Below are 16,514 nucleotides of genomic sequence, written 5' to 3' on the forward strand. Positions count from 1 at the left end.
CCGCGCCCGCGGCGGCCAGCAAGGCCAGGGCGGCTCCTGCCCAGGCCGCGCCGTGTGATGCATCCGGTTCCAGCACGGTTTCGGGTTCAAGCGGTGCTGCGCGCGGCGTCTGCGGTACCGCCGGCTGTGCAGGGCCAATCCGGGGGTCGTCATCGTCGCGTACCGAGGCACCGGCTGCGGGCCGGGCCTGCTGTGCGTAGTCCGGCACTGAACCGCGCGAGGGCGTGGGCTCGAACCGGACCCATCCGGCCCCTTCGAAGTACAGTTCCGGCCAGGCATGGGCATCCGTGGAATCCACCTCGAACTCGCGCAGCGCCTCGCCGTTGGGGCCGGTCCCATCCGGCGTCCGTCCGGTGGCCTTCCCGGGTGCATACCCGAGCGCCATCCGGCTGGGAATGCCCTCCTGCCGGGCCATCACGGTCATGGCGGCAGCGAAGTGGATACAGTACCCGGCCTTGCGCTCCAGGAATTCCGAGAGGACGTCCATGCCGTTGCCGTCATATCCGCCCTCAACAGGCGCATTGAGGGAATACGAGAACGCAGGGCCGCGAAGGTAGCTCTGGATTGCCATGGCTTTGGCATAGGGTGACGACGCCGTGCCTACCGCATCCCGGGTTGCGTCCGCGATTCTTTCGGGCATGTCCTGCGGCAGGGCGGTGAAGACCGGGTCCACGGTGCCGGGATCAGCCGCCGGCAGGCCGCCCAGCCGCTCGGGGGTCAGGTCGGCGGAAACGCTCAGGACCTGGTAGTCCCGTCCGGCGGCGCTGCCGGAACCGTCGTCGAGCATTGTCATGGTCTTCGGGTCCCAGGACCAGGCGCCGTCGGCCCCGGAAACACTCAGCGGATAATACGGGGCCAGCAGCCACGGACTGGCATAGCTGTTGCTGCTGATCCGGGTGACCACCGGGGTTCCCGGGGTGCCCTCGGGGGAGGTGTAGCCGGTAGTTCCCTGCGCCATCGAAGCCACTCCGTCACGCCGCTCGTCCGCCCGGAGGTCAGGCGCCCAGCGCCGGCCGGAAAAGTCCTCCAATGTGGTCGAGCGAAGGTAGACGGGTTCCGTGGAGGAGGTGGCATAGGTGATCCGGCCGGCGGATTGCGGCTGGCGCAGGTCATTTCCCAGGGTCACGATGGGATTCAACCCGCTGGTGCCGGACCAGAAGTTGAACCGGGATCCCTCCGGAAAGGCGCCGGCGGTGAAGCCGGGCAGCACAGCGGGAAGCAGCATCGCCAGCGTGAGCGCAGACGCCGCAACGGCGGTGCTCCTGCCCAGCCAGACGCGCGTCACCGGAACCCCGGGGCCCTGCTGTTCACGGCGGGATCCGGCGGCCAGCAGCAGCAGGAACCCGGCGGCGGCCAGCAGGAAATACCCGGAACCGAGGCTCTCGGGTTTCAGCACTGCCGGGATCATGACCACCGCAAACAAGCCCAGACCGGCCGTGGCGGGCATCCGCAGGGTGGCTGCCAGGGTGTCTGCGAGGACAGCCACCAGCCCCACCCCTGCACAGCAGAGGAAGATAATCCCGGGCAGGGGCTGTACAGGGGTAACTTCGGTGATGATCACCGTCCGCGCCTCCGCCAAAAGGCTGTCGGCCCGGGCAAACGCGGCCGGACCCGGGAACAGCCCGAGCACTGACACCGAGGCAGCGAAAAGCCAGGTCAAAGTGCACACCAGCACCGCGATTCCCGCCAGGGGAACCGCCGGCAGCGGCAGGCCGATCCGCCGTGCCCCGGCCGTTGCGCCCAGGGGCACCGTTACCGACAGGAACAGGGGTGGAAGCCAGGACCAGCCCTCGATTACCCCGTGGATGCTCAATGCAGCCAGCAGCACGGCCAGAGCAGTGGCAGCCCCGACAAGCAGGTTTGCGCTGCCCCGACGGTCCGCCGGCCCCGGCACCGGATCCGCGTGCGTGCCGCCGGCCGGCCCTGCAGGCTGCGGACGGGAGAGGAGTGCGGTCATGCGGAACCCTTTCCAACGCGGGCGGACCTGGCGGAGCCGCCGGAGCGTGCGGTGGCTGCGGCGTCGGGCTGCCCAGTATCTGCGGCATGGTCCGGGTGCAGCAGCGACCAGGCAGCGGAGAGCCGCGTGGCGGGGGTGGCGGCCGCCGCATTCCACCCCGCCTCACGCAGGATCTTCAGCGCCGGACGCAGCTCCACCGGTCTGTCGCCAACCAGCAGCGCCATGGGTTGGGGGGAATAACGGGTCACTTGGGCAAGGGCGGCAGCCTCTGCCGCACTGATGCGCCCGGCCACCACCAGCAACGGTCCGGGAGAGCGGCCCGCGGCCAGCTCGTCCAAGAGGGCGTCGCCGAACGGAGACGCCGCAGGAGACAGGCCGTCCGCTTCCTGCCCGGTGTCCTCCAGGCCCAGGGCAGCCAGCCCCTCGGCCAGGTCCTGGATGCCGTCCGCGCCGTGGAAAAAGCGTTCGCCGGGATCAACGGCCGAAGGAGAGCGGCGAAGCCCGGGGCGGGACAGTTCGTCCGTAAAGCGCAGGGAATAGCCGGTCTCGGAAAACAGGACGGCGCTCGAAATGACGGCGGAGACGGCCCACTCGAAGGACTCGGAGGTGAGCAGCCCGCCGGCTTCGTCAGCGGAGAACGCGCCCGGGGCACCGTAGGAGAGCCGCCGCTGGTCCAGCAGGAGGGAGGCAGTGGGAGACGTGACCGGCTCTTCCTGCCGGACCATCAATTCCCCGTGCCGGGCGGTCGCTGTCCAGTGCACCCGGCGCATCGGGTCGCCGTAGCGGTATTCCCTGGTGCTGACGTCGTCTTCGCTGGGAGTCCCGCGGCGCCTGCTGGGGGAGGATCCGTCCGTCCCCGGAGCGCCGAAGAGCGGCAGCGGGGCCAAGTCCCGCGGGGCAGGGGCCACGGCCAGATGGTTGGTGCCGCCCACCGTATGCACCGTCCGGGCCAGGCCGAACGGATCCAGGAACTCCGCCGTCACCGGCCCGATGGGAAACAGCCCGCGGCGGCTGGAACGCAGCCGGTACCCGTAGCTGGCGGTTCCCGTCCCGGCCCGTCCGTCCGGCGGAAAGCGGAACACCGGGCTTGCCCCGAACCGAAGCGGCAACCCCTCCCGCAGCAGGGTCGCCGACGCCGGCCCGCTGCGGCTGGTGATGTGCAGCGTTACGGTGGCGGCGGTACCGGTTTCCACCAGGGGCGGGGCGAAGGAACGCTCGACGTCGAACCTGGGCCGGAACAGGCGCAGGGCGGCTGCGGCCAGCACGGGCAGGGCAATCAGCAGGACGGCCAGGGCCAGCAGGTCCTTCCGCCCCAGGGCGGCCGCGCTCAGCAGGGCCAGGGCCCCGGCGGACAGCAGGCCCCATCCGCGCGGCGTGAAGAGCCCCCTGACGAAGGAGTGTGCCATGGCGGCCTTTCGCTAGGGGTGCCGCGTTGCCGGCACCGGGGATCAGCGGCGCGAACGCTCCGGCGCGGCAGCCGAGCGGGGGACCGGGACCGAGGCAACAACGGATCCCACAATGCCGGATGCGCTTTCACCGGTACCCGCAGCCTTCCGGTTCAGCAGCAGGCGGTGGGCCAGTACCGGATCGGCCAGCCCTGCGACGTCGTCGGGCAGGACAAAATCGCGGCCCTCCAGCGCAGCGTACGCCTTGGCCGCCCGCAGGAGCTGGAGCAGCGCCCTCGGACTGGCGCCCAGCCGCAGGTCAGGGTGCCCGCGGGTAGCCCGGCCCAGTGCGACGGTGTAATCCTTCACGGCCGCAGATACGTAGACGTCCCTGACCCGGGCGATCATTGCCGAAGCTTCGCGCATCCCCACAACGGGGGTGATGCTGTCCAGCGGTGACCCGGCCTGGTGGTTTTCGAGCATGTCCGCCTCGGACCGCGCATCCGGATATCCCAGCGAAATCCGTGCCATGAACCTGTCCCGCTGCGCTTCGGGCAGGGGATACGTTCCTTCCATCTCAATGGGGTTTTGGGTGGCCACGACCATAAACGGGGCCGACAGCCGGTGGGTGCCCCCGTCCACGCTCACCTGGCGCTCCTCCATGCACTCCAGGAGGGCGGACTGGGTCTTGGCCGAGGCGCGGTTGATCTCGTCGGCAATGACCACGTTGGCAAACACGGGGCCCTGGCGGAACTCGAACCGGTGGCTGTCCTGGTTGTAGATGGACACGCCGGTGACGTCCGAGGGCAGCAGGTCCGGGGTGAACTGGATGCGGCTGACGGTGCAGTCAATGGTCCGGGCAAGTGTCTTGGCAAGCATCGTCTTGCCGACGCCGGGAACATCCTCCAGCAGTACGTGCCCCTGGGCCAGCAGGACGGTCAGGACCAGCCGGGCTGCTTCTTCCTTGCCGTCGATCACCGTCCCGATGGCGGCCAGGATGCCGTCGGCCGCGGTGCGGAAGGAGGCGGCGTCGGCGGTGGAGGGCTCGGCGTGCAGCGCCGTCGTACCGGCTGCCGCCGAGGGCGGGCCGGAGGGAAAGCCATTGAGGGATGCCGCAGCGGCAGACGGGATCGGAGCGTCCATGGACACCTTCCATGTTGGGCGGTTGCAGCTGCAGCCTGACGGGTCACGGCCGGCGCCGACCCGTCAGTAACCGGCGTCGGCGACCTTTTGGCGGAACGTTTGCTTCCAGCCCCGGACAGGAACGGGATAACGATCGAACGGTAAGTTCCGACGGCACGGGTGCCCGCGGACCTGCCCATGGATCCTTCCAGCGGAACTACCCACGGACCTGCCTGCGGATCTACCCACGGACCTGCCTGCGGATCTACCCACGGACCTACCTGCGGATCTACCCACCAGTGGCCCGACCAGCGGCACTTGTCTGTACAGGGTACTAGCTCACTTAGGCTTAAGAACATGAGTAATAGCAGCGGATATGTTCCCGGCAGCACACCGGCAGCCTACCTGCCCCGGGAGGGTGCTCCCGGCTCGGACGGGCAGAAGCGCAAGGGTTATCCGCCGGCACCCGAGCCGCTGCCGGTTCCGGTGATGGACAACCACACCCATTTCGACTTCGCCGGAGACTTTGCGGGGGACCTGGCGGCGGCCCTTGATGCGGCCGAGGCTGCCGGGGTGCAGGGCGCCATCCAGGTGGGAACGGACCTGGCCTCCTCACGGTTCACGGCGGCCGCCGTCGACGCCGATCCCCGCCTGCTCGGCGCGGTGGCCATCCACCCTAATGATGCTCCGCTCCTCGCCGCGGACAACGCACTGGAACCGGCGCTCGCGGAAATCGAAACACTGGCAGCCCATCCGCGGATCCGCGCCATCGGCGAGACCGGCCTGGATTACTTCCGCACCGGCCCGGAGGGGCTGGACCGCCAGCAGTACTCCTTCCGCCGGCATATCGACATTGCCAAGCGCCTCGGCCTGGCCCTGCAGATCCATGACCGGGACGCTCACGCTGACGTGCTTCGGCTGCTGGCCGAAGAAGGCGCCCCGGAAAAAGTGGTGTTCCACTGTTTTTCCGGCGACGCGGAGCTCGCCAAAACCTGTAATGACAACGGCTGGTACATGTCCTTTTCGGGGACCGTTACGTTCAAGAATTCACACGGCCTGCACGAGGCGCTGTCCGTTGCGGACCGCGACCTGCTGCTGGTGGAAACCGACGCGCCGTACCTCACGCCGCACCCGCACCGCGGCCGTCCGAACGCCAGCTACATGGTGCCGTATACCGTGCGTTTTATGGCAGCACACCTGGGCTCGGACGTCGCCGATCTTGGTTCCAGGCTGGCCGCCAACACAGAGCGCGCCTACGGTTCCTGGGTGCTGGACTAGGAACGCGCGGCGGTTCCTGCGGCACTGTCCGGGCGCCTGCAGCCCGAAACGCCCGGTTGCCCTCACATCACGGTTCGGTTACGGTAGGGAGCTATTAGCCGGGGTCGGGGAAGGCATCCGGACTATTTGATACGTATAACTGCGTATAGGCAGGGCCCTGCCTGCGCTGTTTCGGCAGCTCGTGGTGCTTCGGCACCTCGTGCGTTTGCCGCGGCAGTCGTGGCGGGCCCTGGCGGCCATGCCTGCGCCTGGCCGTGTTCCCGCTCCGCCTCCACGGGCGGAATTCCGGGAGCGCGCCAGGGCGCTTCAAGTCCCCGTGCCCGGATGCTGTGACAGTTTGGGATTTTGTGGCACGTTCACTCGCATTGCGTGGGATAAAGATTGTTGGGCAGGCCGCTGTGATGGTGTGCCTGGTCCTGGGGCTGGTGGCCTTCGTCGGGGCCGCCAAGACCGTGGTGGTCACCGTCGACGGCGAGAGCCAGGAGGTGCAGACCTTCGGCGACACAGTTGCGGATGTGCTGGACAAGGCCGACGTAGCGGTCAGTGCAGCGGACCGGGTCGCGCCGGAGCCGGACACCGCCCTGACGGACGGCACCGCTATCGAAGTCACCCGCGCCCGCACAGTGGACGTCACCTTGGACGGCAACGGCACCACGGTGCACACCACCGGCCAGACCGTTGGAGACCTCCTGTCCGAACTGAGGGTGTCTGCACAGTCCGCGGTATCGGCCTCCATGGATACCTCGCTGGCCGGTCTGGATGGGGGCATCTCGATCTCCACCCCCAAGACCGTGTTCCTGACCGTGGACGGCAAAACGCACGAACGAAGCACCACGGCCGGAACAGTCCGTGACCTGCTGAATGAATCCGGCGTCAGCCTCGGGTCCACCGACCGCGTGTCGGCCCCGCGCAGTGCCGCCCTTGTGGACGGCATGGGCCTGAAAGTGACCCGCGTTTCCGCTCCGGTGCAGGAGACCCTCACCGAGGCGGTCCCCTTTACCAGCACCGAGGCGCCGGACCCGGACATGTTCGAAGGTGAAAAGAAGGTCACCACGCCGGGCGTCGACGGCGAACGCGCCAAGGTGTTCTCCGTGACCGTGGTGGACGGCCGGGAAGTGGGCCGGACCCTCATCAGCGAAAGCGTCGCCCGGGAGCCGGTGGCCGAGGTCGTTGCCAAGGGCACCAAAAAGCGCGCTGCTGCCGCCGCTTCCGGCGAGGCCCCTGCCTCCGGCACCTGGGCCGCCCTGGCACAGTGCGAATCCGGGGGCAACTGGCACATCAACAACGGCAACGGCTACTACGGCGGACTTCAGTTCAGCTCCGCCAGCTGGCTGGGCGCCGGGGGCGGAGCGTATGCTCCCGTGGCCAGCGAAGCCACGCCCGAGCAGCAGATTGCTGTAGCGGAGAAGCTGCGGGCCAACGGCGGATGGGGCCACTGGCCTTCCTGCGCCTCGAAGCTGGGACTGCTCTAGGAACCTGGGCGGCTCCCGGACTCCGGGCAGCAGCCCCACCTCAGCGTGCCGTGATTTCATGCGCCAGGGCAGCGGCATGCGCAGCGCGTTCCCCGGCACCCACCGACCGGAAAGACTGCTCACTGTCGGCCAGGTAAACCGACCCGGCATCGGTGGCCCCGGTCCTTGCCAGGGCCAGTCCCAGATGCAGTGCCACTTCCCCTGCAGCCTGCGGAGCCAACTCTTCCCGGTGTGAGTACACGTCGGACAGAATGTCCACCGCTCGGCTGTGCTCCCCGTTCAGGTCCAGCCAGAGACCGCGGCTGTGGGCCAGCTCCAGCTGCTCCGGCGCCGGAAGCCCCACCACCGCCATGGCCGCTTCGGCATGCTCGATGCAGTCCCAGGTCTCGGCGTCGTGTATTCCGGCAGCCAGACGGGCCGCGGACGAGGCCGTATTAAACCGGGCCCAGAGCTCGACGTCGGAACCCGGCAGCAACAGCGCGGCAGCGGTCCGGTGGTGCAGCAGCCCGGTGCCGGGATCCCCGCGGCGGAAGGCGACATCTCCGATGGTCCAGAATGCCCTGCCCCGGGCCTCCCGGAGCACCTCCGCTTCCAGCACCGGCAGCATCAGGGTGCGGCAGTACTCCCAGGCCTCATCGAGCTGCCCCGAACCGGCCAAGGCGGACGACAGAGCCCCGCAGGCCTCGAGGAACAGTTCCGCGCCGACTCCCGGGGCCTGCACCAGGCGGACCGCGGCGCGCGCATGCGAAACGGATAATGCCAGCTCTCCCGTTCCCTGGAGGGCGGCCGCCAGAAGGACCTCCGCCTCCGCCGCGAGGACGGGGTGTTCCCGGGCGAGGGGATGTCCGGGCAGGCCGGATGCCTGGCCGGCGGCATCCCGGTACCGGTCCATGGCCAGCAGGGACCGGGCGGCCAGGCAGGTCAGGTCCCACCATGTGCGCTGGTCTCCCGCATCCAGTGCGGCATCGGCGGCCAGCCCCGCAAATGCCCGCGCCGCCGCATAGTCCCTTTCGTCCATGGCCTGACGCGCCGAGAGTTCCAGGAACAGTGGCCCGTCCCCCCGGCCGTCCGGGGCAGGGCCGGCGCTTTCAAGCCGCCGGCTCAACAGCCGCAGCGCCCCGGGCGCCGGTTCCCGCCGCCCCGTTTCGAGCAGGGAAACATCCCGGGGCCTGAATGTTCCGTTTCCGAGTTGCGCCTGTGACAGATGCCGGTCCAGCCGCGCTGAACGTAGTTTTTCGCCGAATGATTTGCCCATCGTTGTTCCCGCCAATCACCGGGTGCGGCTGCCTGTAGGGTGCCGCAAGTGCGCTCGATGCTACCGGTCTGGAAAGGGCCACGGCAGAGCAGGCAGCCCTTCCGGGAGGCAAAACGGCCAACTGGGTTTCCGGGGCCCGGCACCCGCAGGGATGCCCATTGATTCCGTCTCCCGTCCCGGGCGGGACGGCGGCGGAGGGCCGGGCCGGACGCCGGGGGTGGGCGCCGTCCGGCTCCGGCCGGGCCGCCCTGCTCGGCTAGTATTACTGGGTGAGTGAATCCGAACCCGCCCCCCGTTCATCGGTCCCTGCGCTCCTTGGTGCCACGGATATCCGGGCGCTGGCGGAGGAGCTGGGTGTCCGCCCCACCAAAACCCTGGGCCAGAACTTTGTTATTGACGGCAATACCATCCGCAGGATCGTGGCTGCAGCAGATATCCGCCCCAACGAAACGGTGCTGGAGGTCGGGCCGGGTCTCGGCTCGCTGACGCTGGGCCTGCTTGACGCCGCCGCGACGGTGGTGGCGGTGGAGATTGATCCCGTCCTGGCCGGCAGGCTGCCTGCCACCGTCGCCCAGCGGCGTCCCGAAGCCGCCGCGAACCTGCATGTGGTGCTCGGCGACGGCATGCGGATCACCGAGCTGCCGGCCGAACCGACCGCGCTGGTGGCCAACCTGCCGTACAACGTCGCCGTCCCGGTGGTGCTGCACCTGCTGGAACACTTCCCGTCGCTGCAGCACGGGCTGGTCATGGTCCAGGACGAAGTGGCGGACCGCATGGCAGCCAAGCCCGGATCCAAGACGTACGGCGTGCCCTCGGTCAAGGCCGCCTGGTACGCCAGCATGCGCAAGGCGGGAGTGATCGGCATGAACGTCTTCTGGCCGGCACCGAAGATCGCGTCCGGGCTGGTGGGCTTCACCCGGCACGAGCCGCCGCAGACCCGGGCGAGCCGGGAAGAGGTTTTTGCCGTCATCGACGCCGCTTTTGCCCAGCGCCGCAAGACGCTGCGGGCCGCCCTGGCAGGCTGGGCCGGCAGCCCGGCCGACGCTGAAAAAGCGCTGCGGGCCGCGGGTGTAGACCCGACCGCACGCGGCGAAGTCCTGGATATCGCCGCGTTTGCCCGAATCGCCGAGGCTGCGAAGCCGCTCATTGCCTGAGGAAAGGGAAACGATGGGCATACCTGCCTCTGTCCGTGTCCGGACCCCCGGCAAGATCAACGTGTCACTGAACGTAGGTCCGCTGCGTCCGGACGGTTACCACAGCGTTGCCAGTGTTTACCTGGCCGTCTCCCTGTTTGAGGAAGTTACTGCCGCTCCGCTGGCGGGGGACGAGGTCCGGCTCACCATCAGCGACCCGGACCACCGGGTCGCGGTGGACGGCATTCCGCTGGACGGGAGCAACCTTGCGGCACGGGCCGCACGCGCGGTTGCCGCGCGGGCCGGACGCCGGGAGGCGGGGGTTCATCTGCACATTGCCAAGCGGGTACCCGTAGCGGGCGGCATGGGCGGAGGGTCGGCCGATGCCGCCGCCGCCCTGGTGGCCTGCAACGAGCTCTGGCAGGCCGGCCTGTCCTCCGCCGATTTGTCGGAGCTGGCCGCCGGGCTGGGCGCCGACGTGCCGTTCGCCCTGATGGGCGGGGCTGCCGCCGGACTGGGAGTGGGGGACCGGCTCACGCCTGTACCCGCCCCGCATCCGCTGCACTGGGTCCTGGTCCCCGCCGCGTACGGGCTTTCCACGCCGCAGGTTTACGCCGCCGCAGACTCCCTCCGGGCCGGCGCCGACGTATCCGAACCTGCCGGGGTGGACCCGCGGATACTGGCGGCCCTGGCGGCCGGGAACACCGCCGGCCTGGCAGCCGTTCTTGAAAATGACCTGCAGCCGGCCGCGTTGGAGCTCGCGCCGGAACTGGCCGCCGTCCTGGCCGCCGGCACCCGAAACGGCGCCTTGGCCGGAATGGTTTCCGGTTCCGGCCCCACCCTTGCGTTCCTGGCCTCGGATGCAACCCACGCCTCCACACTGGAGGCTGCACTGCGCGGCGAGGGGCACAACGCCCTGGCCGTCTACGGCCCGGCGCCGGGCGCCGTCGTCCTGCCGGAGACGGACACGGATCCCGCCGCACCACCGACGTACAGAAAGTAGTACCGATTGGCACACCTGCTTGGTGCTGAAAACCTCAGCATTTCCTTTGGCACCCGCACCATCCTGGACGGGGTTTCCCTCGGCCTGGAAGAAGGCGACCGGATCGGCATGGTCGGCCGCAACGGTGACGGCAAATCGACCCTGATGAGCCTCCTGGCCGAGCGGCAGACCCCCGACGACGGACGGGTCACCCGCCGTCGCGACGTCACCGTGGGCTACCTGGACCAGACCGATGTGCTGGACGGGGACCTGACCGTCGGCCAGGCGATCGTGGGGGACGCGGCTGACTACGAGTGGGCTTCGAACCCGCGGATCCGCGACGTCATGAGCGGGCTGGTCCAGGAAGTGGACTGGAACGCCCAGGTCTCCTCGCTCTCGGGCGGACAGAAGCGGCGGGTGGCCCTGGCCAAACTGCTGGCCGGAGACGACGACGTCATTATGCTTGACGAGCCCACCAACCACCTGGACGTGGAAGGCGTGGCCTGGCTGGCCCGGCACCTGAAGCAGCGCTGGCGGGCCACCGACGGCGGCCTGCTGGTAGTCACCCACGACCGCTGGTTCCTGGATGAGATCTGCACCCGGACCTGGGAAGTGCACGACGCGATGGTTGAGCCGTTCGACGGCGGCTATGCCGCCTACGTGCTGGCCCGGGCCGAGCGTGACCGGATGGCGTCCGTGGTGGAAAACAAGCGCCAGCAGTTGGTCAAGAAGGAACTGGCCTGGCTGCGCCGCGGCGCACCTGCCCGTACGGCCAAACCCAAGTTCCGCATCGAGGCGGCAAACACCCTGATTGCCGACGTCCCGGAACCCCGCGACACGCTGTCCCTGAACAAGATGGCCACCGCCCGCCTCGGCAAGGACGTCCTGGACCTGGAAAACGTTTCCCTGCGGCTGGGGGACACCGACCTGTTCCGGAACATCACCCTGCGCCTGGCCCCGGGTGAACGGCTGGGCCTGGTAGGCGTCAACGGTGCCGGCAAAACCACGCTGCTGCGCCTGCTCAACGGCGATATCGAACCCACTGCAGGACGGCTCAAGCGCGGCAAGACGGTGCAGACCGCGGTCCTGACGCAGGAAGTCAAGGAACTGGACGAGGTGGCGGACCTGCGCGTCATCGAGGTCATCGAAAACGAGAAGCGGGTCTTCAACGTGGGCGGCCGGGAGCTGTCTGCCGGCCAGCTCGTGGAGCAGCTGGGCTTCAGCGCCCAGCGGCAGTGGACTCCGGTCAAGGAGCTTTCCGGCGGCGAACGGCGGCGGCTGCAGCTGCTGCGCCTGCTGGTGGGCGAACCGAATGTCCTGATGCTCGACGAGCCCACCAATGACCTGGATACCGACACCCTCGCCGCAGTGGAGGACGTGCTGGACGGCTGGCCGGGAACCCTGGTGGTGGTCTCCCACGACCGGTATCTGCTGGAGCGCGTCACCGACCACCAGATGGCGCTGCTGGGAGACGGGAAGCTGCGGGGGCTGCCCGGCGGCGTGGACCAGTACCTGGAGCTGCGCGGCGAGGCGCTGGCCGCGAACTCCTCCGCCTCCACGGCGGCCCGGGGCTCTTCGCAGGCAGCACGCGCCGCTGCCGCCGGGGCCACCCGTCCCGGCGCGGCTCCGGCTGCCGGCGCGGCCGCGTCCGGCGGGACGACGACGGCGCTGGCCGGCGTGTCCGAAGCCGAAAAGCGGGCAGCCAAGAAGGACCTTAGCCGGATTGAACGGCAGCTGAGCAAGCTGGCGGCGCAGACGGAGAAGATCAACGCGCAGATGAACGAGGCAACGCAGAAATCCGGCGGGGCTGACTTTGAGCTGCTCGCTGACCTGAATGCCAAGCTGCAGGCCGTTGCCGCAGAGCAGGAGGAGCTGGAAATGGAGTGGCTCGAAGCCTCGGAGATCCTCGAGTAACCGGGCCCGGGCGGCGGCAGCGGGGGACGGGTCCGGGCGTCAGCCCGGCAACCCGGTGCCGCTCAGCCGAGCAGCCGGGGCAGTATGTGGTCGCGGAGCAGCGGGGACAGGTCGCCGCGCTCGGCTGCCGCCTCCGGTGCCGCCCAGAGGATCTCCTCGATCTCGGCAGCGGCGGCGGGCTGAACACCTGCGGGCAGGGTCCAGGCGAAGAGACCGGCATCAATGAACGTGTTTTCCTCGTTGGCGGCCGGCCCGTACCAGCGGCCCAGATCCTCCAGATCGGCGGGGGCGGCGTCCACCCCGAGCTCCTCGCCCATCTCGCGGGCCGCGGCTTCGGCGAAGGACTCGCCGGGTTCAAGCTTGCCGCCGGGCTGCATAAACCGGGAGGTCCCGCGCTTACGCACCAGCAGGATCCTGCCGGCGTGGTCCCGGACCAGGACCGCGGAGAGCCGCAGCACCGCAGGGGCGTCTTCGACGTGGCCGGTGCCTTCCGGGCCGGCCGCGTCCATGTGGGAGAGTTTCGGATCCTTCTGCAGCCCTGTCAGCCCGTTCCAGGACAGGTTGACCAGGTGGGCTGCCACGGTGGCCTTGTCGGGGGAGCGGGAGTCCAGCCACCACTGGCCGGTCATGGCGACCATCCCCACCAGCATCTGCGCGTACATACCGCCCACCTCGGCGCTGAGGCCGCGGCTGCCGAACTCCTTGGACAGGATGTGCTCAACATCGCGGGCAATGCGGGAGAGCAGGGTGGAGAAGGTTCCGTCGGGCTGTGAAGGCGGTGCGTCCCGGGTGAGGATCCGGAAGCCGTCTGTGTGGTTTTCGATGTAGTCCAGCAGCGCATAAGCGGCCCGCTCCAGGAGTACGCGGGGACCGGCCGGGGCATTGAGGGACTCGGTGATGGCGTCCAGCAACCGGTGGAATTCGGCGTCCACCACCTCGGTGTACAGTCCCTCCTTCGAGCCGAAATGCTCGTAGACCACGGGTTTGGACACCCCGGCTGCCGCTGCAATCTCCTCGATGGTCGCGCCGTCGAGCCCGCGCAGGGCAAAAAGACCGCGGGCCACTTCAATGAGCTGGGCGCGGCGCTGGACGCCGGTCATACGCAGGCGTGCAACGCCGGCGGAAGTCTTTACCACCGCTTCAGTCTACCCATGTGCCGGCGGCCGCCCGTGGTCCAACTCGCGCACGCAACGGCTCCCGTGGCAGACTAAACTCTTGTGTGCGTGGCAAGCCAGGCACATGATCCGCCCTGGTGTAACGGCAGCACCCCGGCCTTTGGAGCCGTGGAGTATAGGTTCGAATCCTATGGGCGGAACGCTGTGCGGCATCACCGGACCCATCCGGGCAGCCGCGCCGCCGACAAGAACCGGCCGTACCAGCAAGGAGCGCCATTTCGTGACCACCAACGATGTCCGGACCGACGGAAATTCTGCGGAGGGGCTGGCTGCGGTTATTGTCCTGGCTGCCGGTTCCGGGACACGGATGAAGTCCCGTACGCCGAAGATCCTGCACCCGGTGGGCGGCGTTTCCATGCTCGGCCATGCCCTTGCCGCCGCCGAGGCGCTGCACCCCCGTTTCCTGGCCGTCGTGGTCCGCCACGAGCGCGACCGGGTATCCGCCCACGCGGCCGAACATGCCCCCGCCGCCGTGATCGTTGACCAGGACGACGTCCCCGGCACCGGCCGAGCCGTGCAGGTTGCAGTGTCCGCCCTGGACGCGGTGGCCCCGCTGGAAGGCACCGTTGTCGTTACATACGGCGATGTCCCGCTGCTTGAGGCCGACACCCTGCGCAACCTCGTGGCCGTCCACGAAACGGACGGCAACGCCGTTACTGTGCTGACCGCGCGGCTGGCCGACCCCGCAGGCTACGGCCGCGTGCTCCGAGCCGACGACGGCACCGTAACCGGCATCGTGGAACACAAGGACGCCACCGACGCACAGCGTGCGGTGAATGAAATCAACTCCGGCATCTATGCCTTCGACGCCGTGGTGCTGCGCCGCGCGCTTGAATCCGTGACCACGCAGAACAGCCAGGGCGAAATGTACCTGACCGATGTCCTGGGGATTGCCCGGAACGAAGGCGGCCGGATCGCCGCCGTCGTCACGGAAGACCAGTGGCAGGTGGAGGGCGCCAACGACCGTGTCCAGCTGGCTGCCCTGAACGCCGAGCACAACCGCCGGATCCTGGAGAAGTGGATGCGCGCAGGTGTGACCGTGGCAGATCCCGCCACCACCTGGATCGATTCCACCGTCACCCTTGCAGAAGACGTCACCATCCTGCCCAACACGCAGCTGCACGGGACCACCAGCATCGCCCGCGACGCCGTCGTCGGCCCCGACACCACCCTGACCAATGTCCGGGTAGGGGAGGGCGCAACGGTGATCCGCACGCACGGCAGCGACGCCGTCCTCGGCGCCGGCAGCAACGTCGGACCGTTTGCCTACCTGCGCCCCGGAACCGTGCTGGGCGCCGCGGGAAAGATCGGCACCTTCGTGGAAACCAAGAACGCCGTCATCGGCGACGGATCCAAGGTTCCCCATCTTTCCTATGTGGGAGATGCCACTATCGGCGAACAGTCGAACATCGGTGCAGCCTCCGTTTTCGTCAACTACGACGGCGTCAGCAAGCACCGGACGACCATCGGATCCCACGTGCGGATGGGCAGCGACAACATGTATGTGGCGCCTGTCACCGTGGGCGACGGCGCGTACAGTGGAGCCGGAACGGTGATCCGCAAGGACGTCCCGGCCGGTGCCCTGGCCATCAACGTGGCTCCGCAGCGCAACATCGAGCACTGGGTGGAGTCCAAGCGACCCGGCACCGCCGCCGCAGACGCCGCCGCTGCGGCCCTTTCAGCTTCTTCCCCCACAGGTAACCCCACGCGAGAAAGCGACCACGAATGAGCAGCGAAATCACCTCCAAGGGTGAAAAGAAGCTTGTCCTAGCCACAGGACGGGCCCATCCAGAGCTGGCAGAAGAAATTGCACGCTGCCTGGACACGGATCTGCTGCCGCTGGCTGCGTACGACTTCGCGAACGGCGAGATCTACGTCCGCCCGGGTGAGAGCGTGCGCGGCACCGACGCCTTCGTTATCCAGGCGCACCCGGCACCGCTGAACAACTGGCTGATGGAACAGCTGATCATGATTGACGCGCTCAAGCGTGCCTCGGCCCAGCGCATCACCGTGGTTTCCCCGTTTTACCCGTACGCACGGCAGGACAAGAAGGGCCGCGGCCGCGAGCCCATCTCTGCCCGCCTGATCGCCGATCTGTACAAGACGGCCGGTGCCGACCGGATCATGAGCGTGGATCTGCACACCGCGCAGATCCAGGGCTTCTTCGACGGCCCGGTGGACCACCTGATGGCCATTCCGCTGCTCGCCGACTACATCCGCACCCGCGTGGACGCCGCCAATGTCACGGTGGTCTCGCCTGACACCGGCCGGGTCCGGGTTGCCGAGCAGTGGGCCGAACGCCTCGGCGGGGCTCCGCTGGCCTTCGTGCACAAGAGCCGCGACCTCACGGTGCCCAACCAGGCCGTGTCCAAGCAGGTTGTGGGCCAGATCGAGGGCCGCACCTGCGTGCTGATCGATGACATGATCGACACCGGCGGAACCATTGCCGGCGCCGTTCGCGTGCTGAAGGAAGCCGGAGCAAAGGACGTCATCATCGCTGCCACGCACGCGGTGTTCTCCGATCCCGCAGCTCGCACCCTGGCCGAATCCGGCGCCCGCGAAGTGGTGGTGACCAACACCCTGCCCATCCCGGCGGCCAAGCGCTTCGAGCAGCTCACCGTGCTGTCCATCGCCCCGATGATTGCCCGGGCCATCCGGGAGGTCTTCGAGGACGGGTCCGTGACCAGCCTCTTCGACGGCAAGGTCTAAGCCGCACCGCACCTTACCCAAAGGCGCCCGCCCGGACAGGAGTTCGGACGGGCGCCTTTGTGCTGATACCATGGGAGCCGATGCCTAGGCGAGGGAGCGGTCCGGAAATCTTCGGACGAACTCCGTTATCGA

Annotated in this window: 12 protein-coding genes, 1 tRNA gene and 1 pseudogene; 8 read left to right on the forward strand and 6 right to left on the reverse strand. The window is 68.6% G+C overall.

Going from position 1 to position 16,514, the window contains the following annotated elements; translation table 11 throughout:
- The 3 genes from AC5RUF_RS09185 to AC5RUF_RS09195 form a co-directional block, all read right to left on the reverse strand.
- A partial coding sequence (locus AC5RUF_RS09185) for a transglutaminase TgpA family protein (RefSeq protein ID WP_494130374.1) occupies window positions 1-1,957 on the reverse strand: 1,957 nt, incomplete at its 3' end.
- Window positions 1,954-3,363, reverse strand: coding sequence for a DUF58 domain-containing protein (locus tag AC5RUF_RS09190; protein WP_494130375.1), 1,410 nt, complete (start codon window positions 3,361-3,363; stop codon window positions 1,954-1,956). The genes AC5RUF_RS09185 and AC5RUF_RS09190, both read right to left, overlap by 4 nt.
- A 42-nt stretch (window positions 3,364-3,405) precedes the next feature.
- Window positions 3,406-4,485, reverse strand: coding sequence for an AAA family ATPase (locus AC5RUF_RS09195; RefSeq protein ID WP_494130376.1), 1,080 nt, complete (start codon window positions 4,483-4,485; stop codon window positions 3,406-3,408).
- A gap of 336 nt (window positions 4,486-4,821) precedes the next feature.
- On the opposite strand from AC5RUF_RS09195, the gene AC5RUF_RS09200 reads away from it, so the two are divergent.
- Both AC5RUF_RS09200 and AC5RUF_RS09205 read left to right on the forward strand, forming a co-directional pair.
- Window positions 4,822-5,742, forward strand: a complete 921-nt coding sequence (locus tag AC5RUF_RS09200; protein ID WP_494130377.1) for a TatD family hydrolase — start codon at window positions 4,822-4,824, stop codon at window positions 5,740-5,742.
- A gap of 347 nt (window positions 5,743-6,089) precedes the next feature.
- Window positions 6,090-7,214, forward strand: coding sequence for a resuscitation-promoting factor (locus AC5RUF_RS09205; protein WP_494130378.1), 1,125 nt, complete (start codon window positions 6,090-6,092; stop codon window positions 7,212-7,214).
- A 40-nt stretch (window positions 7,215-7,254) separates the two neighbouring features.
- On the opposite strand, the gene AC5RUF_RS09210 is transcribed toward AC5RUF_RS09205, so the two are convergent.
- Window positions 7,255-8,232, reverse strand: coding sequence for a hypothetical protein (locus tag AC5RUF_RS09210; RefSeq protein WP_494130379.1), 978 nt, complete (start codon window positions 8,230-8,232; stop codon window positions 7,255-7,257).
- 506 nt (window positions 8,233-8,738) lie between these two features.
- Between AC5RUF_RS09210 and rsmA the strand changes: the two genes are divergently transcribed.
- From rsmA to AC5RUF_RS09225, 3 genes are read left to right on the forward strand one after another with little or no spacing between them, the layout of a single operon-like run.
- Window positions 8,739-9,623, forward strand: coding sequence for a 16S rRNA (adenine(1518)-N(6)/adenine(1519)-N(6))-dimethyltransferase RsmA (gene rsmA / locus AC5RUF_RS09215; RefSeq protein WP_494130380.1), 885 nt, complete (start codon window positions 8,739-8,741; stop codon window positions 9,621-9,623).
- A 13-nt stretch (window positions 9,624-9,636) separates the two neighbouring features.
- A complete protein-coding gene (locus AC5RUF_RS09220; RefSeq protein WP_494130381.1) occupies window positions 9,637-10,605 on the forward strand; it encodes a 4-(cytidine 5'-diphospho)-2-C-methyl-D-erythritol kinase in 969 nt (322 codons plus the stop codon).
- Between the two features lie 6 nt (window positions 10,606-10,611).
- Window positions 10,612-12,498 (forward strand): ABC-F family ATP-binding cassette domain-containing protein, encoded by a 1,887-nt coding sequence (locus AC5RUF_RS09225; RefSeq protein ID WP_494130382.1) that lies wholly within the window; start codon window positions 10,612-10,614, stop codon window positions 12,496-12,498.
- Window positions 12,499-12,560: 62 nt separating this feature from the next.
- On the opposite strand, the gene AC5RUF_RS09230 is transcribed toward AC5RUF_RS09225, so the two are convergent.
- Both AC5RUF_RS09230 and AC5RUF_RS09235 read right to left on the reverse strand, forming a co-directional pair.
- Window positions 12,561-13,007, reverse strand: coding sequence for an NUDIX hydrolase (locus AC5RUF_RS09230; RefSeq protein ID WP_494130427.1), 447 nt, complete (start codon window positions 13,005-13,007; stop codon window positions 12,561-12,563).
- A 6-nt stretch (window positions 13,008-13,013) separates the two neighbouring features.
- Window positions 13,014-13,598, reverse strand: a pseudogene (locus AC5RUF_RS09235) (TetR/AcrR family transcriptional regulator); the annotation flags it as partial.
- Window positions 13,599-13,741: 143 nt separating this feature from the next.
- On the opposite strand from AC5RUF_RS09235, the gene AC5RUF_RS09240 reads away from it, so the two are divergent.
- The 3 genes from AC5RUF_RS09240 (at window position 13,742) to AC5RUF_RS09250 (ending at window position 16,382) form a co-directional block, all read left to right on the forward strand.
- A tRNA-Gln gene (locus tag AC5RUF_RS09240) sits at window positions 13,742-13,813 on the forward strand.
- A gap of 80 nt (window positions 13,814-13,893) precedes the next feature.
- Window positions 13,894-15,402 carry a bifunctional UDP-N-acetylglucosamine diphosphorylase/glucosamine-1-phosphate N-acetyltransferase GlmU gene (glmU, locus tag AC5RUF_RS09245; protein ID WP_494130383.1) on the forward strand — a complete coding sequence of 503 codons (1,509 nt, stop codon included), beginning with the start codon at window positions 13,894-13,896 and terminating at the stop codon, window positions 15,400-15,402.
- On the forward strand, window positions 15,399-16,382 hold the full coding sequence (locus AC5RUF_RS09250; protein WP_493996554.1) for a ribose-phosphate diphosphokinase: 984 nt from the start codon (window positions 15,399-15,401) through the stop codon (window positions 16,380-16,382). The genes glmU and AC5RUF_RS09250 overlap by 4 nt, the downstream gene beginning before the upstream one ends.
- Window positions 16,383-16,514: the final 132 nt, after the last annotated feature.

Source organism: Arthrobacter sp. Y3224198, assembly GCF_059090025.1.